Raw genomic sequence first — 17,427 nt, 5'->3', positions numbered from 1 at the left:
GGCTTGACCAAAATGCCCGAATCCACCTTCACATTCCCTATATCGTGCAGCAATCCCGCGAGGGCGGCAGGCATATGATCTTTAGGCGGCAGGCCGTTCCACTTGGCAAGTAAATACGAAGTTAGAGAAACCATAATGCTGTTATGATAAATATAGTCGGATATGGGAAAATAGCGGCGGCTGAACGTCAGGACATTATAAGAATCGATATGTTGAAGCAAAGCATCCATCTGGGTGCGCAAATCGAGGATAGAAATTCTCTCGACAGAATTTATGGCGTTGATGTGGAATACTTTTTTCAGCAGCTGCACCATGTTTTCATATTCGGTATCAAAGGAAGGGACGTTGGCGCCTGGAGGATCATTGGAAGCATTCGGCTCTTCAGGGACCTCACTGTCCTTCTCTTTGGAAACAATCGATACAGTAGGAATCAGAAACGCCTTAAGAATGTCAATGTCGCGCTGCGTAAGCAGCTTGTCCTTCGGAAAAAGGAGGTTCCCCATGTTGGTTATTACGGGATCTTTCAATGTCTCTCCATTTTTTACTTTCGACACGGGGATCGTTGCCATTTCATGTCCCTCTCTTATACTAAAATATATACTGCCGTCTATGTGCCTCATATTATTGTAAAACAAAAAAGATGGGGACGTAAGCCCCACCCTTGATTAAATTTATTCTTCGGAGTCCTCTTCCGGCACCCCTTCAACGACTTCTTCCGTCAACTCGTCTACTGGCAGTGTGTCCTGAGGATCCTCGCTTCTCTCCACTCTAGCCAATGTGGCTACTTCGTCGTCTTCGCGAATGTGGATCAAGCGCACTCCTTGTGTGTTTCGTCCCATCATGGAAATTCCCGCCATACTGGTTCTGATAATTGTTCCGGATGCGGTAATAATCATAAGGTCCTCATCTTCGACCACGACTTTCAAGCCGACCACCGGGCCGTTCTTGTCCGTGACGTTCAAAGTCTTGATCCCTTTACCACCACGCGTTTGCGTACGGTACTCGGACACCAGGGTACGCTTGCCGTAGCCTTTGGAAGTGACGATCAGCACGCTGCTGCTTTCATCAGTGACGTCCATATCGATAACATCATCGTCGTCGGACAAATGGATACCCCTGACCCCTGTAGCGGAACGTCCCATAGGCCGAACGTCCTGTTCCGGGAAGTGGATGGACATCCCAAGCTTCGTACCCATAATAATGCCGCTGTTTCCGCCCGTTAGCTTGACTCCGATCAGCTCGTCATCTTCGCGAAGGTTAATCGCAATCAGCCCGCCGCGGCGAATGTTCGAATAATCATCCAGAGGCGTCTTCTTGACGATTCCTTTCTTTGTTGAAAAAAACAGATATTGGTCCGCATCGAAATTCTGTACTGGAATGACGGCGTTCACCGTTTCTCCCTGTTCGATCTGGATCAGGTTGATAATTGGCGTGCCTCTCGCGATCCGGCTCAAATCAGGGATTTCATAGGCTTTAAGCTTATAAACTTTTCCTTTGTTCGTAAAGAACAGCAGGTTCTGATGAGTGTTGCTCACGAACAGGTGCTCTACGAAGTCATTATCCTTGGTGTCCATTCCTATCACGCCTCTGCCGCCGCGTTTCTGGCTGCGATAGGTCGTGACCGGCAGACGTTTTACGTAACCTGTATGGGTAATAGTGATAATTACATCCTCTTGGGGGATAAGATCTTCATCCAGGATGCTTTCCTCGCCCACAGTGATCTCGGAACGTCTGTCATCGCCGTATTTCTCTTTAATCTCGTTTAATTCGTCGCTGATAATTCCCAAAATCAACTGTTCATCAGCCAGAATGGCGCGTAATTCCGCAATTCTCTTGACGAGCTCGGTATATTCGGCTTCCAGCCTCTCTCTTTCCAGTCCGGTTAACCGCTGCAGACGCATGTCCAAAATCGCCTGCGCTTGATCGTAAGACAGCTGGAACGTGTTCATTAAGCCGTCTCTTGCTTCTTCCGTTGTCCGGGATGCCCTGATCAGCGAAATGACTTGGTCCAAATGATCCAGGGCTATACGCAAACCTTCCAGAATATGCGCCCGTGCTTCCGCTTTTCTCAGGTCGTATTCGGTTCTGCGGCGGATGACTTCCTGTTGGTGAAGCAAGTAATACCGCAGCATGTCTTTCAAATTCAATACCCGCGGTTCGTTGCCCACCAAAGCGAGCATAATGATACCGAAATTGGACTGCATCGCCGTTTGTTTATACAGATTATTCAGTACAACATTCGAATTCACGTCGCGGCGGAGTTCTATCACAATCCGCATCCCGTTGCGGTCGGATTCATCCCTCAAATCAGTAATGCCGTCGATCTTCTTGTCTCTTACGAGTTCGGCTATCTTTTCAATCAGTCTGGCTTTGTTGACTTGGTAAGGCAATTCGTGGACGACAATCCGTTCTTTGTTGTTATTCTCTTCAATCGTCGCCCTTGCCCGCATGGTGACGGATCCTCTGCCGGTGGAATACGCCTGCCTGATGCCCTCGCGGCCCAGAATGTACCCGCCGGTCGGAAAGTCCGGTCCCTTGATATACTGCATCAATTCCATCGGAGTGATTTCCGGATTGATAATCAGCTGCTGCACGCCCTCAATCACTTCGCGCAAATTGTGTGGCGGGATATTCGTTGCCATCCCTACTGCAATACCGGAGCTTCCGTTCACCAGCAAGTTAGGAAACCGCGCAGGCAGCACAGCCGGCTCTTGCTCTTCCCCATCATAATTCGGCACGAAATCGATCGTTTCTTTATTGATGTCCCGCAGCAGTTCCATTGCTATCTTGGATAACCTTGCTTCCGTGTAACGCATCGCTGCAGCCGAGTCACCGTCGATGGAACCGAAGTTGCCGTGACCGTCTACGAGCATATTTCGCAATGAAAAATCCTGGGCCATACGAACCATCGTTTCATAAACTGCGGAATCCCCGTGAGGATGGTACTTGCCGATGACTTCTCCGACGATCCGCGCCGATTTCTTGTACGGCTTGTCCGGGGCCATTCCGAGCTCCGACATAGCGTACAGAATTCTGCGGTGAACCGGTTTCAATCCGTCTCTTACATCCGGCAAAGCACGGCTTACGATAATGCTCATCGCATAATCCATAAACGATGTCCGCATTTCCAAGCCGATATCTATATCTTTAACTTGAGATGTTCCTGATTCCTCAGCCATGTTAACCCCCCTGCACAAATTCAACAAAGAATAAACTATTTATCAATCAGTCTCCAGGACTGTCCCGATACAAAGAAAGGATCCTGTTGCCCGGAATAAATCAATATAAACCGCCGCTTTACTCTTAAAAGCGAGTGAAGAGCAGCTGTTTGCTAAAAGACATATTACTCTATTATATTACTTTCACATAATTAGTACAAATAAACCTGGTAAGAGCAATATATTGAACTGTCACAAACTTGGCTTCAAACTGTATGAATCGGTGTAGGGATGATAGTTGAGCTGAACTCCCAACATCGTTTGGATATCGTCCCACCGCAAATGCGCGCTCGACTTGCTCATTGCCGGTTGTTGCCGCAGCTCTATCGGTCCGTTCGGTGTTTCTGCGATTGAAGAATCGAGACTGATTTTCCACCTTCGGTCTTTGACCGAGAACTCAAGCTCCTGCTTTCCAATGCTTGTCAGGCGCCCATCCAAGGACTGCAGCACCTTATCGACCGGTACGGGTGTGGACGGATCAAGCTCTTTGGTTATTTTTTTCAGGATCGTATTGTTTAAAGAATTAAATTTGATGAACGGGCTGCCTGCATTAATCCGGGGAATGTGCAGTTTGTCATAATCCCGTGTAGCCATATCATTGACCGTGGTAAAGCCATAAGAGACACCCGCTGATTCCAGAAGGGAAATCGAATCGTGGTCGCCGGCTCCAAAGGGATATGCATAGGAATGAACCGGTTTATTTATGAGCTTTGCAAGCTTCTCGGTACAGGCCATAGTGTCTTTCGTAATTCTTTGCTTATATTTGTCCTCCGTTTCCTGGGGGAGCTTGCCGACCAATAAAGGAAGCCCCTCCCGCTGACGGCTGTGGAGATTGTCCGAATGGCACTGAAAATCAATTAGCGGGAATTGCTTCGTCATTTGCAGGATCTGTTCACGGGACAAAGACGGTATTTTGCTTGCTTTCGGATCGTCCAAATTTTTGGTGATTACAAAATTAACCGCGGGGATGGAAAGCTCCTTCAAAACCGGATAAGCATAATTATAAAAGCTTTCGTATCCGTCATCAAAAGTAATCAAAACCGCGTTGGGGGGAACTTCTTGACCTTCATAATAAGCCAAAAGCTGATCCAAAGTAATAAAATGATAATTGCGATCCAACAAATCTATCAGCTGGCTGCGGAATAACTTCGGCGTTATCGTAACGTCACCCTGCACGGAGGGATCTATATGGTGATAGGTAATGACTGCAACCTGGTTTTGATACAAGACGGGAGCCGATGATTTCGTAATTTGCGGATTTATAAAAAACCAGCCGGCCAGTGTGATCAAGATCAGCCTAACAGCAATCGATTTCAATGGATTTCTCCTTCTTCCAGCGGTATATCCTTCATTGTACCATCTGCTTTTAAGGAAAAAAATCTTTTTCATGAAAAAAATATTCCCTTTTCATTACGGGAATATTTCGAATTATTGCGTTATCGGTGTCATGGGTTTGGTGTCTTCAGGCATTGGTTTGTCCGTTTTACGGACAATTATGCGGGACACTCTCAAGTGATCCGTTTCGTCTACAATAAAATCATAAGAATCGTGATAGGAGACCCTCTGGTTCTTCTTAGGCGGGCTTTCCACCTGCGAATACACCCATCCCCCGATGGTATCGTAATCGTGACTTTCGATATCGGTTCCGAAGTAGGCGTTCACTTCATCAATCTGCAGCATCCCGTCGATGGAATACGTGGCCTCGTCTTTCTTTTCGATATGGGGCCGCTCTTCGTCAAATTCGTCCTGGATTTCCCCGACGATTTCCTCCATGATGTCCTCTAAAGTGACCAGACCGGAGGTGCCTCCATATTCATCGATCAGAATCACCATCTGTGCCTTCTTCTTTTGCATAATCTTCAGAAGCGAGCTGATCTGGATCGACTCCGGCACACTCGTTATCGGTCGGATCAACTGTTTGAGCTTATACGGTTCACTGTGGGGACGAATCATATCCTTAATATGGATGAAGCCGATAATATTATCTTTATCCCCTTCACATACAGGATAACGCGTATGCATTTCCGTCTCCAGAATCTTCTGGTTTTCCTCAAAAGACATGTTCGTGTACAAGCAGTTAATTTCCGTGCGGGGAATCATAATTTCGCGGGCCTGGGTATCGGCAAACTCAAATATATTATCGAACAGCGTAAGCTCGGTGTTGTCAATAAAGCCGCTCTTGTGGCTTTCTTTCATCAGGATGCGGATCTCTTCCTCCGTGTGGGCCTGCTCTTTCTCGGAAGCCGGCTCAACGCCGAATACTTTGAGCAGCCAGTTGGCCGTCCCATTCAAGAACCAGATCGCGGGGGCGAAGATTTTACGGAAAAAGATTAAAGGGCCCGCCGTCCACAGAGCAATGCCTTCGGATTTGCGGATGGCGATTGTTTTGGGAGCAAGCTCGCCCAATACAATGTGCAGGAAAGTAATCAAACAAAAAGCGATGATAACCGATATGGTGTGGATCAAGACCTGTCCCAATCCGAAGTGATGCAGCACAGGAGCCAACAGCTTGGCGATGGCCGGTTCCCCCACCCAGCCGAGCCCGAGGGAAGCCAAAGTGATCCCTAATTGGCATGCGGATAAATATGCGTCCAAATTGTGGGTCACATTCTTGGCATAATTGGCTTTATTGTTGTTGCCTTCGCTTACAAGCGTGTCGATCCTGCTTCCTCTCACCTTGACCATCGCAAACTCGGCGGCCACAAAGAAGCCGTTCATCAACACCAGCACAACGACCAATACAAGATACCATAAAACCGTCCCGGATTCCGTGTTCAATGATCTCCTGCCGCCTACATAAGACAGGCAGGCACACCTCCTTGCAATTTTGCTGTTAAAATATATATTAACCTAAATGGCACGTAAGAAAACAAAATAGTTCCGCAGCGACAAAAATAGGACCTGCCGTCGCTGACGGCAAAGTCCCAAGTTTTTTAAAAGCTCTCTATACATCCAGATTCTTTACATATTTGGCGTGCTGCTGGATGAAATCGCGGCGCGGCTCGACATTCTCCCCCATCAGCGTATCAAAAATTTCATCCGCGTCCATTGCATCCTGGACATGCACTTGCAGTAAAGTCCGGCTGTCCGGATCCATCGTGGTTTCCCAAAGCTGTCCCGGATTCATTTCCCCTAGACCTTTATAACGCTGGACATTGACCTTGCTGCCCTCGCCGAATTCCTCCATGATCGCGTCTTTTTGCTTCTCGTTATACGCATACCGGATTGTCTTGTTGCGTTCGATTTTGAATAAAGGCGGCTGGGCAATATAAACGTAGCCGGTCTCGATCAGCTTGCGCATATAGCGGTAAAAGAACGTCAACAGCAGAGTGCGGATGTGAGCTCCGTCGACGTCAGCGTCGGTCATAATAATAATTTTGTGGTAGCGCGCTTTGTTAATGTCAAAATCGTCGCCGATTCCAGTGCCGAGAGCCGTGATGATAGTTCGTATCTCGGCGCTGGACAAGATTCTGTCCAGTCTGGCCTTCTCCACGTTAAGGATTTTTCCTTTTAGCGGCAGGATGGCTTGGAAGTGGCGGTCGCGTCCCTGTTTGGCCGATCCGCCCGCGGAATCTCCTTCCACGATATACAATTCACTCACGGAAGCATCCTTGGAGGAACAGTCCGCCAGCTTGCCGGGCAGCGAAGAGACCTCCAACGCGCTCTTACGCCGCGTCAGTTCTCTTGCTTTGCGCGCCGCTTCGCGGGCTCTCTGCGCCTGCACTCCTTTTTCGAGAATCTTCTTGGACACCGAAGGGTTCTCGTCGAGAAACTCCTGGAACTTCTCCGAGAACAAGGATTCCACAATTCCTCTGACCTCACTGTTGCCCAGCTTGGTTTTAGTCTGCCCCTCGAACTGCGGATCCGGTATTTTCACGGAAATAATCGCGGTTAACCCTTCACGCACGTCATCCCCGGTAAGGTTGGAATCATTTTCTTTGATCACATTCATTTTTCTGGCGTAATCGTTAATAATTCTGGTCAATGCGGATTTAAAACCGGATTCGTGCGTTCCGCCTTCATGTGTATTAATGTTGTTGGCAAAGGAATAAATATTCTCCGTATAGCTGTCGTTGTACTGAAGCGCTACCTCGATTTGAATATTGTCCCTGCTGCCCTCGGTGTAAATCGGTTTTCCATGCAGCGCTTCCCGGTTGCGGTTCAAATACTCGACAAAGGAGACAATTCCTCCTTCATAGCAATACGTGCTTGATGTATCCGTACGTTCGTCATGAAGGTTAATCTCGATCCCCTTGTTCAAAAAGGCCAATTCGCGAACGCGGGACTGTAGAATATCATAGTCATATTCTGTCGTTTCCGTAAATATCTCGGGATCCGGCTTGAATGTAACCTTCGTCCCGGTCTCTTCGGTTTCCCCGATGACCCTCAGATCGTATTGGGGAAATCCGCGGCGGTACTCCTGCTGATGGACTTTCCCTTCACGCTTCACTTCCACAATCAACAGTTCGGATAGAGCATTCACAACCGATACCCCTACTCCATGCAGGCCACCTGACACTTTGTAGCCTTCACCGCCGAACTTCCCTCCGGCATGCAGTACCGTCAGGACGACTTCAACCGTGGGCCGCTTCAGTTTGGCGTTCTCGCCCACCGGTATCCCCCGGCCGTTATCGATCACCGTTACAGAATTGTCCTTATGGACAATAATATCAATCTTCGTGCAGAAGCCCGCCAGCGCTTCGTCAATACTGTTATCCACAACTTCCCACACCAGATGGTGAAGGCCTCTCCCGCTTGTGGAACCGATATACATTCCCGGACGTTTCCGGACCGCTTCCAACCCTTCCAGTACCTGAATCTGACTTTCATCATACGTGTTTTGATTAACCGACATGTGCTTCACACCTACTTTTCCTGATCAGTTAGTAATCAATTGATGGGCCCGTTTCTTAAGAGTTGCCGATGAAATGGGAGAATAATAAACTTTGCCCTCAGTAACGACAAGCGATTTACTTTCTTCCTCCCCGATCACTTCGATGCTCTTTTCTTTGACGGCGTTGGAAATAAACTGCTTTGAAATCCTGGATGATTTTTCGATGGATAAGTCAAAAATAGCGATTAATTCAGATGCCCTGACAATCTTCTCTCCGCCTAAATGAATAAACATTCCTCTTCAGCCCTCCTATCAGAGATCAAAGCATTACAGTGCCGTTACGCACCTGGAAGACGGCGGCGTCATGAAATTTATGAAGATCGATATTTTGCATACCGGTAGTGGTAATAAAGGTCTGGACCTTCTCCTGGAACGTCTCGATCAGCTGCATCTGGCGGTACTCATCCAGTTCCGATAGCACATCGTCCAGCAGCAGGACCGGATATTCCCCGACTTCTTCGCGAATCAATTCGATCTCCGCAAGTTTGATGGACAGCGCGGCAGTCCTCTGCTGTCCTTGGGATCCGAAAGTCTGCACTTCTTTATCGTTAATGTGAAACAGCATATCATCGCGATGGGGTCCAACCAAGGTTGCACCCCTACGAAGCTCCTGCTCTTTAATCTGTGATAACTTTACCATAAAACGCTCAAATAAGACAGAATCATCTGCTGTCTCCCCGATTTCGAAGGACGGCCGGTAATCGAGCCGGAGTTTTTCTTTGCCGTTCGTAATGCCGGAATGAATGCTTTCCGCCCACAGCTCCAGCTTCTTTATAAAGCTTTGACGCTTTTTCATAATTTTAATACTGTGCGCGGCGAGCTGTTCATTCCATATTTCCAACAATGCCTGGCCGTTCTCTTGTTTATTCCACATTTGCTTGAGCAGATTGTTTCTCTGGGTGACGATTTTATGGTATTGATTCAAGTCGTAAAGATATGAGGGTTGTATCTGGCCGATCTCCATATCTAGAAAACGCCGTCTTATGCCAGGATTCCCTTTCACAATCTCCAAATCCTCAGGCGCAAACATGACGACATTGACGGAACCGATGAATCCGCTCAGCTTTTTTTGCTCCAGACCGTTGATTCGCGCCTTTTTCCCTTGGCCTGAAATCGTCAAATCCAGCTTGTACTCGCCGTACTTCTTATCGACTTCCCCCGTAATTCTGCACGCTGCCTCCCCCCACTGGATGAGCTCTTTGTCCTGATGAGTTCTGTGGGATTTGGTCAAGGCGAGTACAAACATGGATTCGAGAAGATTGGTTTTTCCTTGGGCGTTGGGACCTATGAATATGTTGATCCGCGCTTGCGTCGACAGTTCGAATTCCGCGTAATTCCTGTAGTGGCTTAAACCTATTTTTTTAAAAAACAACGTCAATCCTCCTGCGCCCGTCCGGAAAATCCGCGGCTGGCTATCCCGGCACGACTTCGAATTCGCCGCAGCCTTCCACCTTGACCTGATCTCCCGGCACAAGCTTCTTTCCTCTGCGGTTCTCCGGTTCTCCATTTACCCGGATCGCCGTTTCCATCAAGAAGCCCTTCGCCTGCCCCCCGGTGGAAATGCAGTCCGCGAGTTTAAGAAATTGCCCCAGAGTAATGTAATCGGTGTGAATCGATATTTTCTTCATTGCGTTTCCTCTCAGTTTGTAGTCCGGTATGGAAGGATCAGCTGGAGAATGCTTGAATCGTCATCCGGTTTAATAATAATCGGCTGCATCGATCCGGTGAAGCTCATGCGGATTGAATGGCTGTCGATGACTTTTAAAGAATCCAGCATATACTTGGAGTTAAAAGAAATTCTGAGCAGCTCTCCCGTCAGGGCCTGCGCCTTGATCTGCTCGGTTACTCTGCCCAGTTCCGAGGAGCTGGAGGAAATTTCAATCGTCTGGTCCTCCTTCATCACCAACTTGACAATATTGGTCTTATCTTCTCTGGATAGCAGATAAGCTCTATCGATAGCTTCGGCCAATTCCTTCGTATTTACTACAAGCTCGGTCTGAAAAGATTGCGGGATCAACTTCGTCGTATCCGGATAGGTTCCGTCCAGAACACGTGTATAGAATAGAATGCTATGGATTTTGAACAGAACCTGGTTGTCCGATATAACGACATCGATCAAGGAATTCTGGTCGGGCAGGATTTTGCTAAGTTCGTTCAGCGTTTTTCCCGAAATCACGATATTGTTAAAGCTGAAATCCGGATCGCCGCCTATCTTTGCTTCTCTCGTGGCCAGCCGATGCCGGTCGCAGGCGATGAGCTTCATTTCACCGCCGGAAACGTTCCACAGCACGCCGGTCAGAACCGGAATGCTTTCATTGGTGGACACCGCAAAGGAAGTTTGCCTGATCATGGCTTTAAGAAGGTCGCTTGGAATGCTGAACATTTTGTTGTCTTCGATTTTGGGGAGCAGCGGATATTCTTCGGGGTCGAGACCCATCAGCTGCACTTCGGACGATCCAGAGCGGATCGTGGTCTGAAAGCTTTCCTTGACTTCGATTTCGATCGATTGCGAAGGCAGCTTGCGGGTCATTTCCACGAAAAATTTGGCGGGAAGCACTACGCTTCCTTTTTGCTGCAGCTCAATAATGGACATGCCTTGCTGTTCATTGGGAATACGGCTTTGGATCGATATGTCGGTATCGCTTGCGGTTAAGGTGATTCCGCCGGCGTCTGCATCTATTTTAATCCCGCTTAGGATGGGGATCGTCGTACGGCTCGATATCGCTTTGGAAACATGCTGTATCGATTCGTTCAAAAAATCTTTCAATACCGTGAATTTCATGATTTCACTCCTACCGGTTCTATGAATTGCTGTAAAGCATATTATATTAATAATACCTTTTTTTTAGTAGTAATAATAGTAGGGCCTCTGGATATGTGGATATGTCTGTGTAAAGCACAAACAGCGAGCCTATCCACATGTGTACAAGCTGTGTATAGGCTCACGTATAAAATTATTCACTTGTGCATAACTGCTACAGCGTAGGATTTTTAATTTTTTCGGTCAGATTGTGGATGATCTTATACAGCTCCTGATCGTTTTTTAACGTAGTCGAAATTTTCTCATGGGCGTGTATGACCGTCGTATGGTCCCTGCCACCGAATGCTTCGCCGATCTTGGGCAGCGAGAAATCGGTCATCTCCCGCGCCAGGAACATAGCCACCTGCCTCGGAAAAGCAACCGCTTTGGTCCGTTTGCGGGCCCGGAAATCCTCGATTTTCATTCCATAAAACTCGCCCACTTTTTGCTGGATATCCTGAATGGTAATCACTTTCGGCCTCGAAGAAGGAATAATGTCCTTCAGCGCATCGGCGGCCAGGTTCACCGTAATATCCTGATTGATCAGGGAGGAGAATGCCACTACCCGAATTAATGCGCCTTCCAATTCCCTGATGTTGGTATCGATCTGGTTGGCTATGTACACCATAGCTTCGTTCGGTATGTCCAAATTCTCGGCTTTCGCTTTTTTGCGCAGAATGGCGATCCGCGTCTCCAAATCCGGAGGCTGGATATCGGTGATGAGTCCCCATTCGAAACGGGAACGAAGCCGTTCTTCCAATGTGGGTATCTCTTTGGGTGGCCGGTCGCTCGAAATAATGATCTGCTTTCCTTCTTCGTGAAGCGCGTTAAAGGTATGGAAAAATTCTTCCTGCGTCTGTTCTTTTCCAGCCAGGAACTGAATATCATCTATAAGAAGAACGTCGATATTGCGGTACTTGTTGCGAAAGCTTTCGCCACGGTTGTCGCGTATCGCGTTAATAAATTCGTTTGTAAATTTCTCGGACGAGATGTAAAGCACTCTTGCATCCGGTTCATGTTCAAGAACATAATGGCCGATAGCGTGCATCAAATGGGTTTTGCCGAGCCCTACGCCTCCGTACAAAAACAGCGGGTTATACGCTTTGGCAGGCGCTTCCGCAACTGCAAGAGAGGCGGCGTGGGCAAACCGGTTTCCTGATCCTATGACGAACGTGTCGAACGTGTAACGGGAATTCATCATATGGGAAGAAGGCTCTTCCTGAAGGGTCGCCGGCGGTTTCACGGGTGCCGCAGCAGCCTGGTTAGACGAAAGGTTCGCTTTCTGCTCGTCTTCGACAATAATGCTGACATCAACATGTTTGCCTAAAAATTCATAGATCGTCGAAGCGATCATTTTGGCGTAGCGGCCTTCCAGCCATTCTTTGGCGAAAACGTTCGGGGCGCAGATGACGATATGGGTGTCGGTAAACACGGTCGCTTTTGTGGATTTAAGCCATGTGTCATAGCTCGGTTTGCTTACTTTAGTTTGTATGATAGAAAGAATCTGCTGCCATTTATCGCTGATATGGCTTTCCACAGGTAGCTTCACTCCTTTGAATATTAACGATGTGGCTTGAGCCGGATGCGGAGGAACGCAACTAAATCTTTTGTCGAATTTTATCCACAAACATCAGAGATTGTTGAAATGAGTTGTTCTATATGAGGAGAAATTGTTCACATAGTTATCCACAGTCTGTTGATAAATCAGAGGATTATCGGAGTATATCCACAGAGAAAACACTATTAATATAACAAATACCTCCTTATTAATCAATGAATTGTTTTGTTTTATCCACAACTTCCATACCTTGTGTATATTTTTTATCTACACCACTACATATTGTTTATAAATTGTTTATATTTCGACGGCATTCTACTTTTTTATTAAAAACTTATTCACAGCTTCCCAGCGGTATATTGTGCCATTACATTTTTCTTGACTTCCGGGCACGGAGGTGGTTTAATTGATAAAGGTATTTTTGGGAGATGGTTATCCTCAAGGAGGTGCGATAGATGAGACCTACATTTAAACCGAATGTAAGAAAGCGTAAGAAAGTTCACGGATTCCGTAAGAGAATGGGCACTAAGAATGGTCGTAAAGTCCTTGCTGCTCGTCGCCTGAAGGGAAGAAAAGTGCTTAGCGCGTAACTAACGAAGACCACTTTGAGTGGTCTTTTTTCTTAACGTTAAAGAAGTTAAAGTTTACTGAAGGATTACAGCGAAATGAAGCTTTCATTACCAAGAAAACCTGTCTTTAAGCCCGGGCGCTAATCCGGTATAAGTTTTTTTAAAAAGATAAGACATGCATTCCGTGGAGCAGCTGACCGATTAATGAAAATTTTGTCCCTACTTGTTATTACGGCTGGAGAGGTCAGGCAGCTGTTTCAAGGGAGGCCTGCTCTCTGCAGGGTAAGGGACTATGTGAAGAGGCAACAACTACTGCGAATGGTGCATTTACGGCGATAGCGGAATTTTATTCCGTTATTCTCAGATTTGCCGCTCCCCGTGTGATATTAACGGAATGAAGTTCCGCTAGTTTGAGCAAACAGGGTATTTATCCACCCAGAGCGGCGTTTTTGGCGATAATAACGGCAGCACAGTACGTTAATTCCGGGCAATAACCGGGAAATATCGCAATAGCAGCATAAAATTCCTTTAAATTCGGGAAGTGTTAGGGAATAGCACGGAACGAGGGAAGTCGGGAAAAAGTTGGTGTAGAAGCGGGAAACAGGGCCGGGAAGTGTCAGCGAAACGCCGGAAACGTGAAGACATATCGGAGTAGATGCAAGAAGGGAAAAAGGCCACGGTGGAAAATTTCCATTCCGCCTTTGGTGTCCGTTCCCGCCGCTTAACTCAACACGGCCGACATCAATAGCGGCACGACACCCCGGCATTGAATCCATGTTCTTATAGGTGACGTGGAGCCTCATGAACTCTGATTACTTTGTAACTTACTACCAATGGTTGTAGAGAAAACACGATTATGCTATTGATCGACAAGGTCCCTGCGATATGATGAATATCGACTGAATCCTTGGCTGCCGCTGGTTTAGGGAAGGCGGTTTTTGTTAAAACTAGAAGTGCAGAGAGCTGCGGCCTGCCTTATTCTTTTTATTTATGGAGACTTGATTGTGGAAAAAGAGCATCGGCTGACCAAAAGAGAAGATTTCAACAAGGTGTATCGTTACGGCAAATCTACGGCGAACCAACAATTCGCGGTTTATTATTTGGCGCGTCCGGATCAGGAAACTTTCCGGCTTGGAGTTTCGGTATCCAAGAAGATAGGAAACGCCGTGGTCCGAAACCGCTTACGCCGGATGATGAAAGAGATTGTGCGCCTGAACGCGGATTCTATCGCTTCTAACTTTGATTTCGTCGTAATTGCTAGAAAACCGGTGGCCGGCATGGAGTACGCGGACATGGAGAGAAGCCTCAAGCATGTCTTGAAGAAGGCTTCCTTATTCAGCAAAAATAAAGGTTCGGAGGGAGTGAACAGGCGATCGACGGAATCATGAACAAAATTCATAAAAATGCAATCCGCAACCAACTTTTCTTTGAAACGTATGTTGTGGTATAGTTTAGCTTGGATAAGAATATTTAGGAGGATTTCACTTTGACTCGTCGATTGCTTCCGTTCCTGCCCTTTTTATTAATAGTTTTGATGGTGTCCGGGTGCAGTCCCAGCGCTAACAATTCGCCGATCAATCCGGAAAACGGCATTTGGGATCGTTATTTCGTATGGCCTTTATCGCAGAGTCTGGACTGGTTCGCCGGTCTTTTCGGGGGAGAGTACGGCTTAGCTATCATGGCTTTAACCATTATTGTGCGTCTGATCATCCTGCCTCTTACATTAAAGCAATACAAAAGCTCCAAAGCGATGCAGGCGCTCCAGCCGGAGATGAAGAAGCTTAAGGACAAGTACAAGGATGATCCGAAAAAGCAGCAGGAAGAAACCATGAAACTTTTCCAGACCCACGGCGTCAATCCGATGGCCGGATGTCTTCCGCTGTTCATCCAAATGCCGATCCTGATTGCTCTTTACAACGCGATAGTGCGCAACGGCTCGATCTATGAGCATTCTTTTCTTTGGATGCAGCTTGGCAAACCGGATCCTTATTATGTGCTTCCGGCCATTGCAGCAGTGACAACATATATCCAGCAGAAAGTGATGACAGCTTCACAGCCGCAGATGAACAATCCGATGCAGAATATTATGTTCATTTTTCCGGTGCTGATTTTTGTGATGTCGATGAACTTCGCTTCCGCACTGCCGCTTTACTGGATATTCAGCAATACGTTCACCATTGTGCAAACTTATTTTATTTACGGTAAACCTCAGAAAGACGGTAAACCTCAAAATAAGGGTGGCTAATCGAATGAAAAAAGTTGTGGTTACGGGCAAAACAATAAAACTTGCCGTTGAGGCAGGATTGCTTCAGCTTCAAACCACCGAAGAAAAAGTGAAAATTAATATACTCCAGCAGCCGGCAAAAGGGTTGTTCGGTTTTTTTGGGACTAAGGAAGCGAAAGTGGAACTGGAAAGACTGCCGGACGCGATGGAAGAAGCCAAGCAGTTTTTGCTCGATGTGTTTGAGTCCATGGATTTGACAGTCAACATTGAGGAGCAAATGAGCAGGGATGAGACAATCCTGCATCTGAACGGCAAGGAGCTAGGTATATTGATCGGCAGAAGGGGACAAACTTTGGATGCCCTTCAATATTTGATCAATATCGTGGCCAACCGCTATTCGGACAAGCATGTGAGGATTCTGCTGGACGCGGAGAATTTTCGGGAACGAAGAAAGAAGACTTTGGAGGAACTGTCCGTCAAGCTGGCTTCGAGAGTGATTCGTACCAAGAAAGAAGTCACCTTGGAACCGATGTCTGCCCAGGAACGCAAAATAATTCATGCCCAGCTTCAGAACCATCCTCAGGTGAAGACTTACAGCAAAGGCGAAGAACCGAACCGCAGGATTGTAATCGCCGCCAAATAGAGCGAAACGAACAGCCGCAATGACTTTGTCATTGCTTTTTTTTCTAACGGGTTGTCCGATGCACTGCGCGAGAGGGGCATACCTTGTTTGGCGGATTCATTTTAGGAGTTATCGAGATTGTTGAGACATCGGGGTGTGACATGTTAAAAGATACGATTGCAGCGATTACGACACCGCTGGGTGAAAGCGGAATTGCCGTCATTCGGGTGAGCGGGGACGACTCCGTAGAGATTGTGGAGAAGGTATTCTCTTCAAAAACAAAGCTTTCACAAGTTCCGACGCATACTGTCCACTATGGTTTTATAAAGGACCAAGGGGAACGGATTGAGGAAGTTTTGGTTACCGTGATGAGGGCGCCGCGCTCTTTTACAAAAGAAGATGTTGTCGAAGTGAGCTGCCATGGGGGAATCGTCGCCGTAAAAAAGGTGCTCGACCTGCTGCTACAGCAAGGCATTCGTCTGGCGGAGCCGGGAGAATTCACCAAGCGCGCCTTTCTTAACGGGCGGATAGACCTGTCGCAGGCGGAAGCGGTGATGGACCTGATCCGCGCCAAATCGGACAAAGCGTTCACTGTCGCCATGAAGCAGGTGGAAGGCAAGCTCTCTCTTAAGATAAAAGAACTGCGCCATACTTTGGTGGAAACGATGGCCCACATTGAAGTGAACATTGACTACCCGGAGCACGATGTGGAAGAATTGACGAACTCTTTTATCAAAGGCCATTGCTCCGACACGATTGCGGAAATAGACCACTTGTTAAATACAGCCAATCAGGGCAAAATATTAAGAGAAGGCATCGTCACCGCCATTGTAGGGAAACCGAACGTGGGGAAATCTTCTCTGCTCAACACCTTGGCGCAAGACGCCAGGGCAATCGTCACGGATATCCCGGGAACGACACGAGATGTAATAGAAGAGTATGTCAATGTTAACGGTATCCCTCTGAGGCTCCTTGATACGGCGGGCATTCGGGAAACGTCTGATTTGGTGGAACAAATCGGAGTGGAAAGGTCGAAAAACGCTCTTGCGGAAGCGGACTTGATTCTTCTCGTGCTCAATTACGGGGAGGAGCTGCAGCCGGACGAAGTGAAACTGATGGAGCAACTGCGGCACAGGCAGGTGATTGTGATCGTCAATAAAACCGACCTGCCGCAGAAGTTGGATATGGACCGGGTGTATGCCGCTTTTTCAAAACAGCACATCGTGTTTATGTCAATTGCCGAGGGCAGAGGGACGGACGACTTGGAGAAGTCGATCTCGGATATTTTTTTCGGGGGAAAGATACAGTCGGCCGAATTTTCTTATGTAAGCAATGTAAGGCATATTTCGCTGTTAAAAGGGGCAAAAGCTCATTTGCAGGATGCGCTGACGGCTGCCGATGCTTTTGTGCCTATAGATATGATCCAAATTGATGTCCGTTCCGCATGGGAGCAGCTGGGAGAGATTATCGGAGAGACGGCGGGAGATTCGCTGATCGATCAGATTTTTTCCCAGTTCTGTTTAGGAAAGTAACCTGGAATTC

General features: G+C 47.4%; 15 protein-coding genes (1 of these 15 only partly in view). 5 read left to right on the top strand and 10 right to left on the bottom strand.

The window, feature by feature from the left end; genetic code table 11:
* The 10 genes from ACZ5N7_RS14690 to dnaA form a co-directional block, all read right to left on the bottom strand.
* Positions 1-569, bottom strand: partial view of an HD-GYP domain-containing protein gene (locus ACZ5N7_RS14690; RefSeq protein ID WP_464655179.1) — the 5' portion only. The gene continues 502 nt to the left of window position 1, outside the view; only the first 569 of its 1,071 coding nucleotides appear in the window; it begins with the start codon at positions 567-569; its stop codon lies off the left edge, out of view.
* 102 nt (positions 570-671) lie between these two features.
* Positions 672-3,179: a DNA gyrase subunit A gene (gyrA, locus tag ACZ5N7_RS14685; protein WP_464655178.1), complete on the bottom strand. Its 2,508-nt coding sequence runs from the start codon at positions 3,177-3,179 to the stop codon at positions 672-674.
* Positions 3,180-3,410: 231 nt separating this feature from the next.
* Positions 3,411-4,535, bottom strand: a complete 1,125-nt coding sequence (locus tag ACZ5N7_RS14680) for a polysaccharide deacetylase family protein (protein ID WP_464655176.1) — start codon at positions 4,533-4,535, stop codon at positions 3,411-3,413.
* Positions 4,536-4,646: 111 nt separating this feature from the next.
* Positions 4,647-5,996, bottom strand: coding sequence for a hemolysin family protein (locus ACZ5N7_RS14675; protein WP_464655175.1), 1,350 nt, complete (start codon positions 5,994-5,996; stop codon positions 4,647-4,649).
* 166 nt (positions 5,997-6,162) lie between these two features.
* A complete protein-coding gene (gyrB, locus tag ACZ5N7_RS14670; RefSeq protein WP_464655173.1) occupies positions 6,163-8,073 on the bottom strand; it encodes a DNA topoisomerase (ATP-hydrolyzing) subunit B in 1,911 nt (636 codons plus the stop codon).
* A gap of 24 nt (positions 8,074-8,097) precedes the next feature.
* The gene (gene remB, locus ACZ5N7_RS14665) at positions 8,098-8,346 is read right to left on the bottom strand and encodes an extracellular matrix regulator RemB (RefSeq protein WP_464655171.1); all 249 of its coding nucleotides are present in this window, start codon (positions 8,344-8,346) and stop codon (positions 8,098-8,100) included.
* Between the two features lie 25 nt (positions 8,347-8,371).
* Positions 8,372-9,484 carry a DNA replication/repair protein RecF gene (gene recF / locus ACZ5N7_RS14660; protein ID WP_464655169.1) on the bottom strand — a complete coding sequence of 371 codons (1,113 nt, stop codon included), beginning with the start codon at positions 9,482-9,484 and terminating at the stop codon, positions 8,372-8,374.
* A 40-nt stretch (positions 9,485-9,524) separates the two neighbouring features.
* A complete protein-coding gene (yaaA, locus tag ACZ5N7_RS14655) occupies positions 9,525-9,740 on the bottom strand; it encodes a S4 domain-containing protein YaaA (RefSeq protein ID WP_464655168.1) in 216 nt (71 codons plus the stop codon).
* 11 nt (positions 9,741-9,751) lie between these two features.
* Entirely contained in the window at positions 9,752-10,894 is a 1,143-nt protein-coding gene (gene dnaN / locus ACZ5N7_RS14650; RefSeq protein ID WP_464655166.1) for a DNA polymerase III subunit beta, read from the bottom strand.
* Positions 10,895-11,087: 193 nt separating this feature from the next.
* The gene (dnaA, locus tag ACZ5N7_RS14645; protein WP_464655164.1) at positions 11,088-12,449 is read right to left on the bottom strand and encodes a chromosomal replication initiator protein DnaA; all 1,362 of its coding nucleotides are present in this window, start codon (positions 12,447-12,449) and stop codon (positions 11,088-11,090) included.
* Positions 12,450-12,925: 476 nt separating this feature from the next.
* On the opposite strand from dnaA, the gene rpmH reads away from it, so the two are divergent.
* The 5 genes from rpmH to mnmE all read left to right on the top strand — a co-directional run bounded on the left by rpmH (position 12,926) and on the right by mnmE (position 17,417).
* Positions 12,926-13,060, top strand: a complete 135-nt coding sequence (gene rpmH / locus ACZ5N7_RS14640; RefSeq protein WP_464655162.1) for a 50S ribosomal protein L34 — start codon at positions 12,926-12,928, stop codon at positions 13,058-13,060.
* 983 nt (positions 13,061-14,043) lie between these two features.
* Positions 14,044-14,427: a ribonuclease P protein component gene (rnpA, locus tag ACZ5N7_RS14635; RefSeq protein WP_464659295.1), complete on the top strand. Its 384-nt coding sequence runs from the start codon at positions 14,044-14,046 to the stop codon at positions 14,425-14,427.
* Between the two features lie 98 nt (positions 14,428-14,525).
* Positions 14,526-15,284 carry a membrane protein insertase YidC gene (gene yidC, locus ACZ5N7_RS14630; protein WP_464655160.1) on the top strand — a complete coding sequence of 253 codons (759 nt, stop codon included), beginning with the start codon at positions 14,526-14,528 and terminating at the stop codon, positions 15,282-15,284.
* Positions 15,285-15,288: 4 nt separating this feature from the next.
* Positions 15,289-15,906 carry an RNA-binding cell elongation regulator Jag/EloR gene (gene jag, locus ACZ5N7_RS14625; protein WP_464655158.1) on the top strand — a complete coding sequence of 206 codons (618 nt, stop codon included), beginning with the start codon at positions 15,289-15,291 and terminating at the stop codon, positions 15,904-15,906.
* Between the two features lie 140 nt (positions 15,907-16,046).
* On the top strand, positions 16,047-17,417 hold the full coding sequence (mnmE, locus tag ACZ5N7_RS14620; RefSeq protein WP_464655157.1) for a tRNA uridine-5-carboxymethylaminomethyl(34) synthesis GTPase MnmE: 1,371 nt from the start codon (positions 16,047-16,049) through the stop codon (positions 17,415-17,417).
* Positions 17,418-17,427: the final 10 nt, after the last annotated feature.

Source organism: Paenibacillus sp. JCM 18996 (assembly GCF_055392555.1).
This window is presented reverse-complemented; position numbering and strand designations above follow the sequence as displayed.

What these genes read in the sequence shown, in the direction of transcription:
- gyrA (WP_464655178.1), bottom strand. Translation starts at nt 3,179, where the DNA reads ATGGCTGAGGAATCAGGAACATCTCAAGTTAAAGATATAGATATCGGC.
- gyrB (WP_464655173.1), bottom strand. Translation starts at nt 8,073, where the DNA reads ATGTCGGTTAATCAAAACACGTATGATGAAAGTCAGATTCAGGTACTG.
- remB (WP_464655171.1), bottom strand. Translation starts at nt 8,346, where the DNA reads ATGTTTATTCATTTAGGCGGAGAGAAGATTGTCAGGGCATCTGAATTA.
- yaaA (WP_464655168.1), bottom strand. Translation starts at nt 9,740, where the DNA reads ATGAAGAAAATATCGATTCACACCGATTACATTACTCTGGGGCAATTT.
- dnaN (WP_464655166.1), bottom strand. Translation starts at nt 10,894, where the DNA reads ATGAAATTCACGGTATTGAAAGATTTTTTGAACGAATCGATACAGCAT.
- rpmH (WP_464655162.1), top strand. Translation starts at nt 12,926, where the DNA reads ATGAGACCTACATTTAAACCGAATGTAAGAAAGCGTAAGAAAGTTCAC.
- jag (WP_464655158.1), top strand. Translation starts at nt 15,289, where the DNA reads ATGAAAAAAGTTGTGGTTACGGGCAAAACAATAAAACTTGCCGTTGAG.
- mnmE (WP_464655157.1), top strand. Translation starts at nt 16,047, where the DNA reads ATGTTAAAAGATACGATTGCAGCGATTACGACACCGCTGGGTGAAAGC.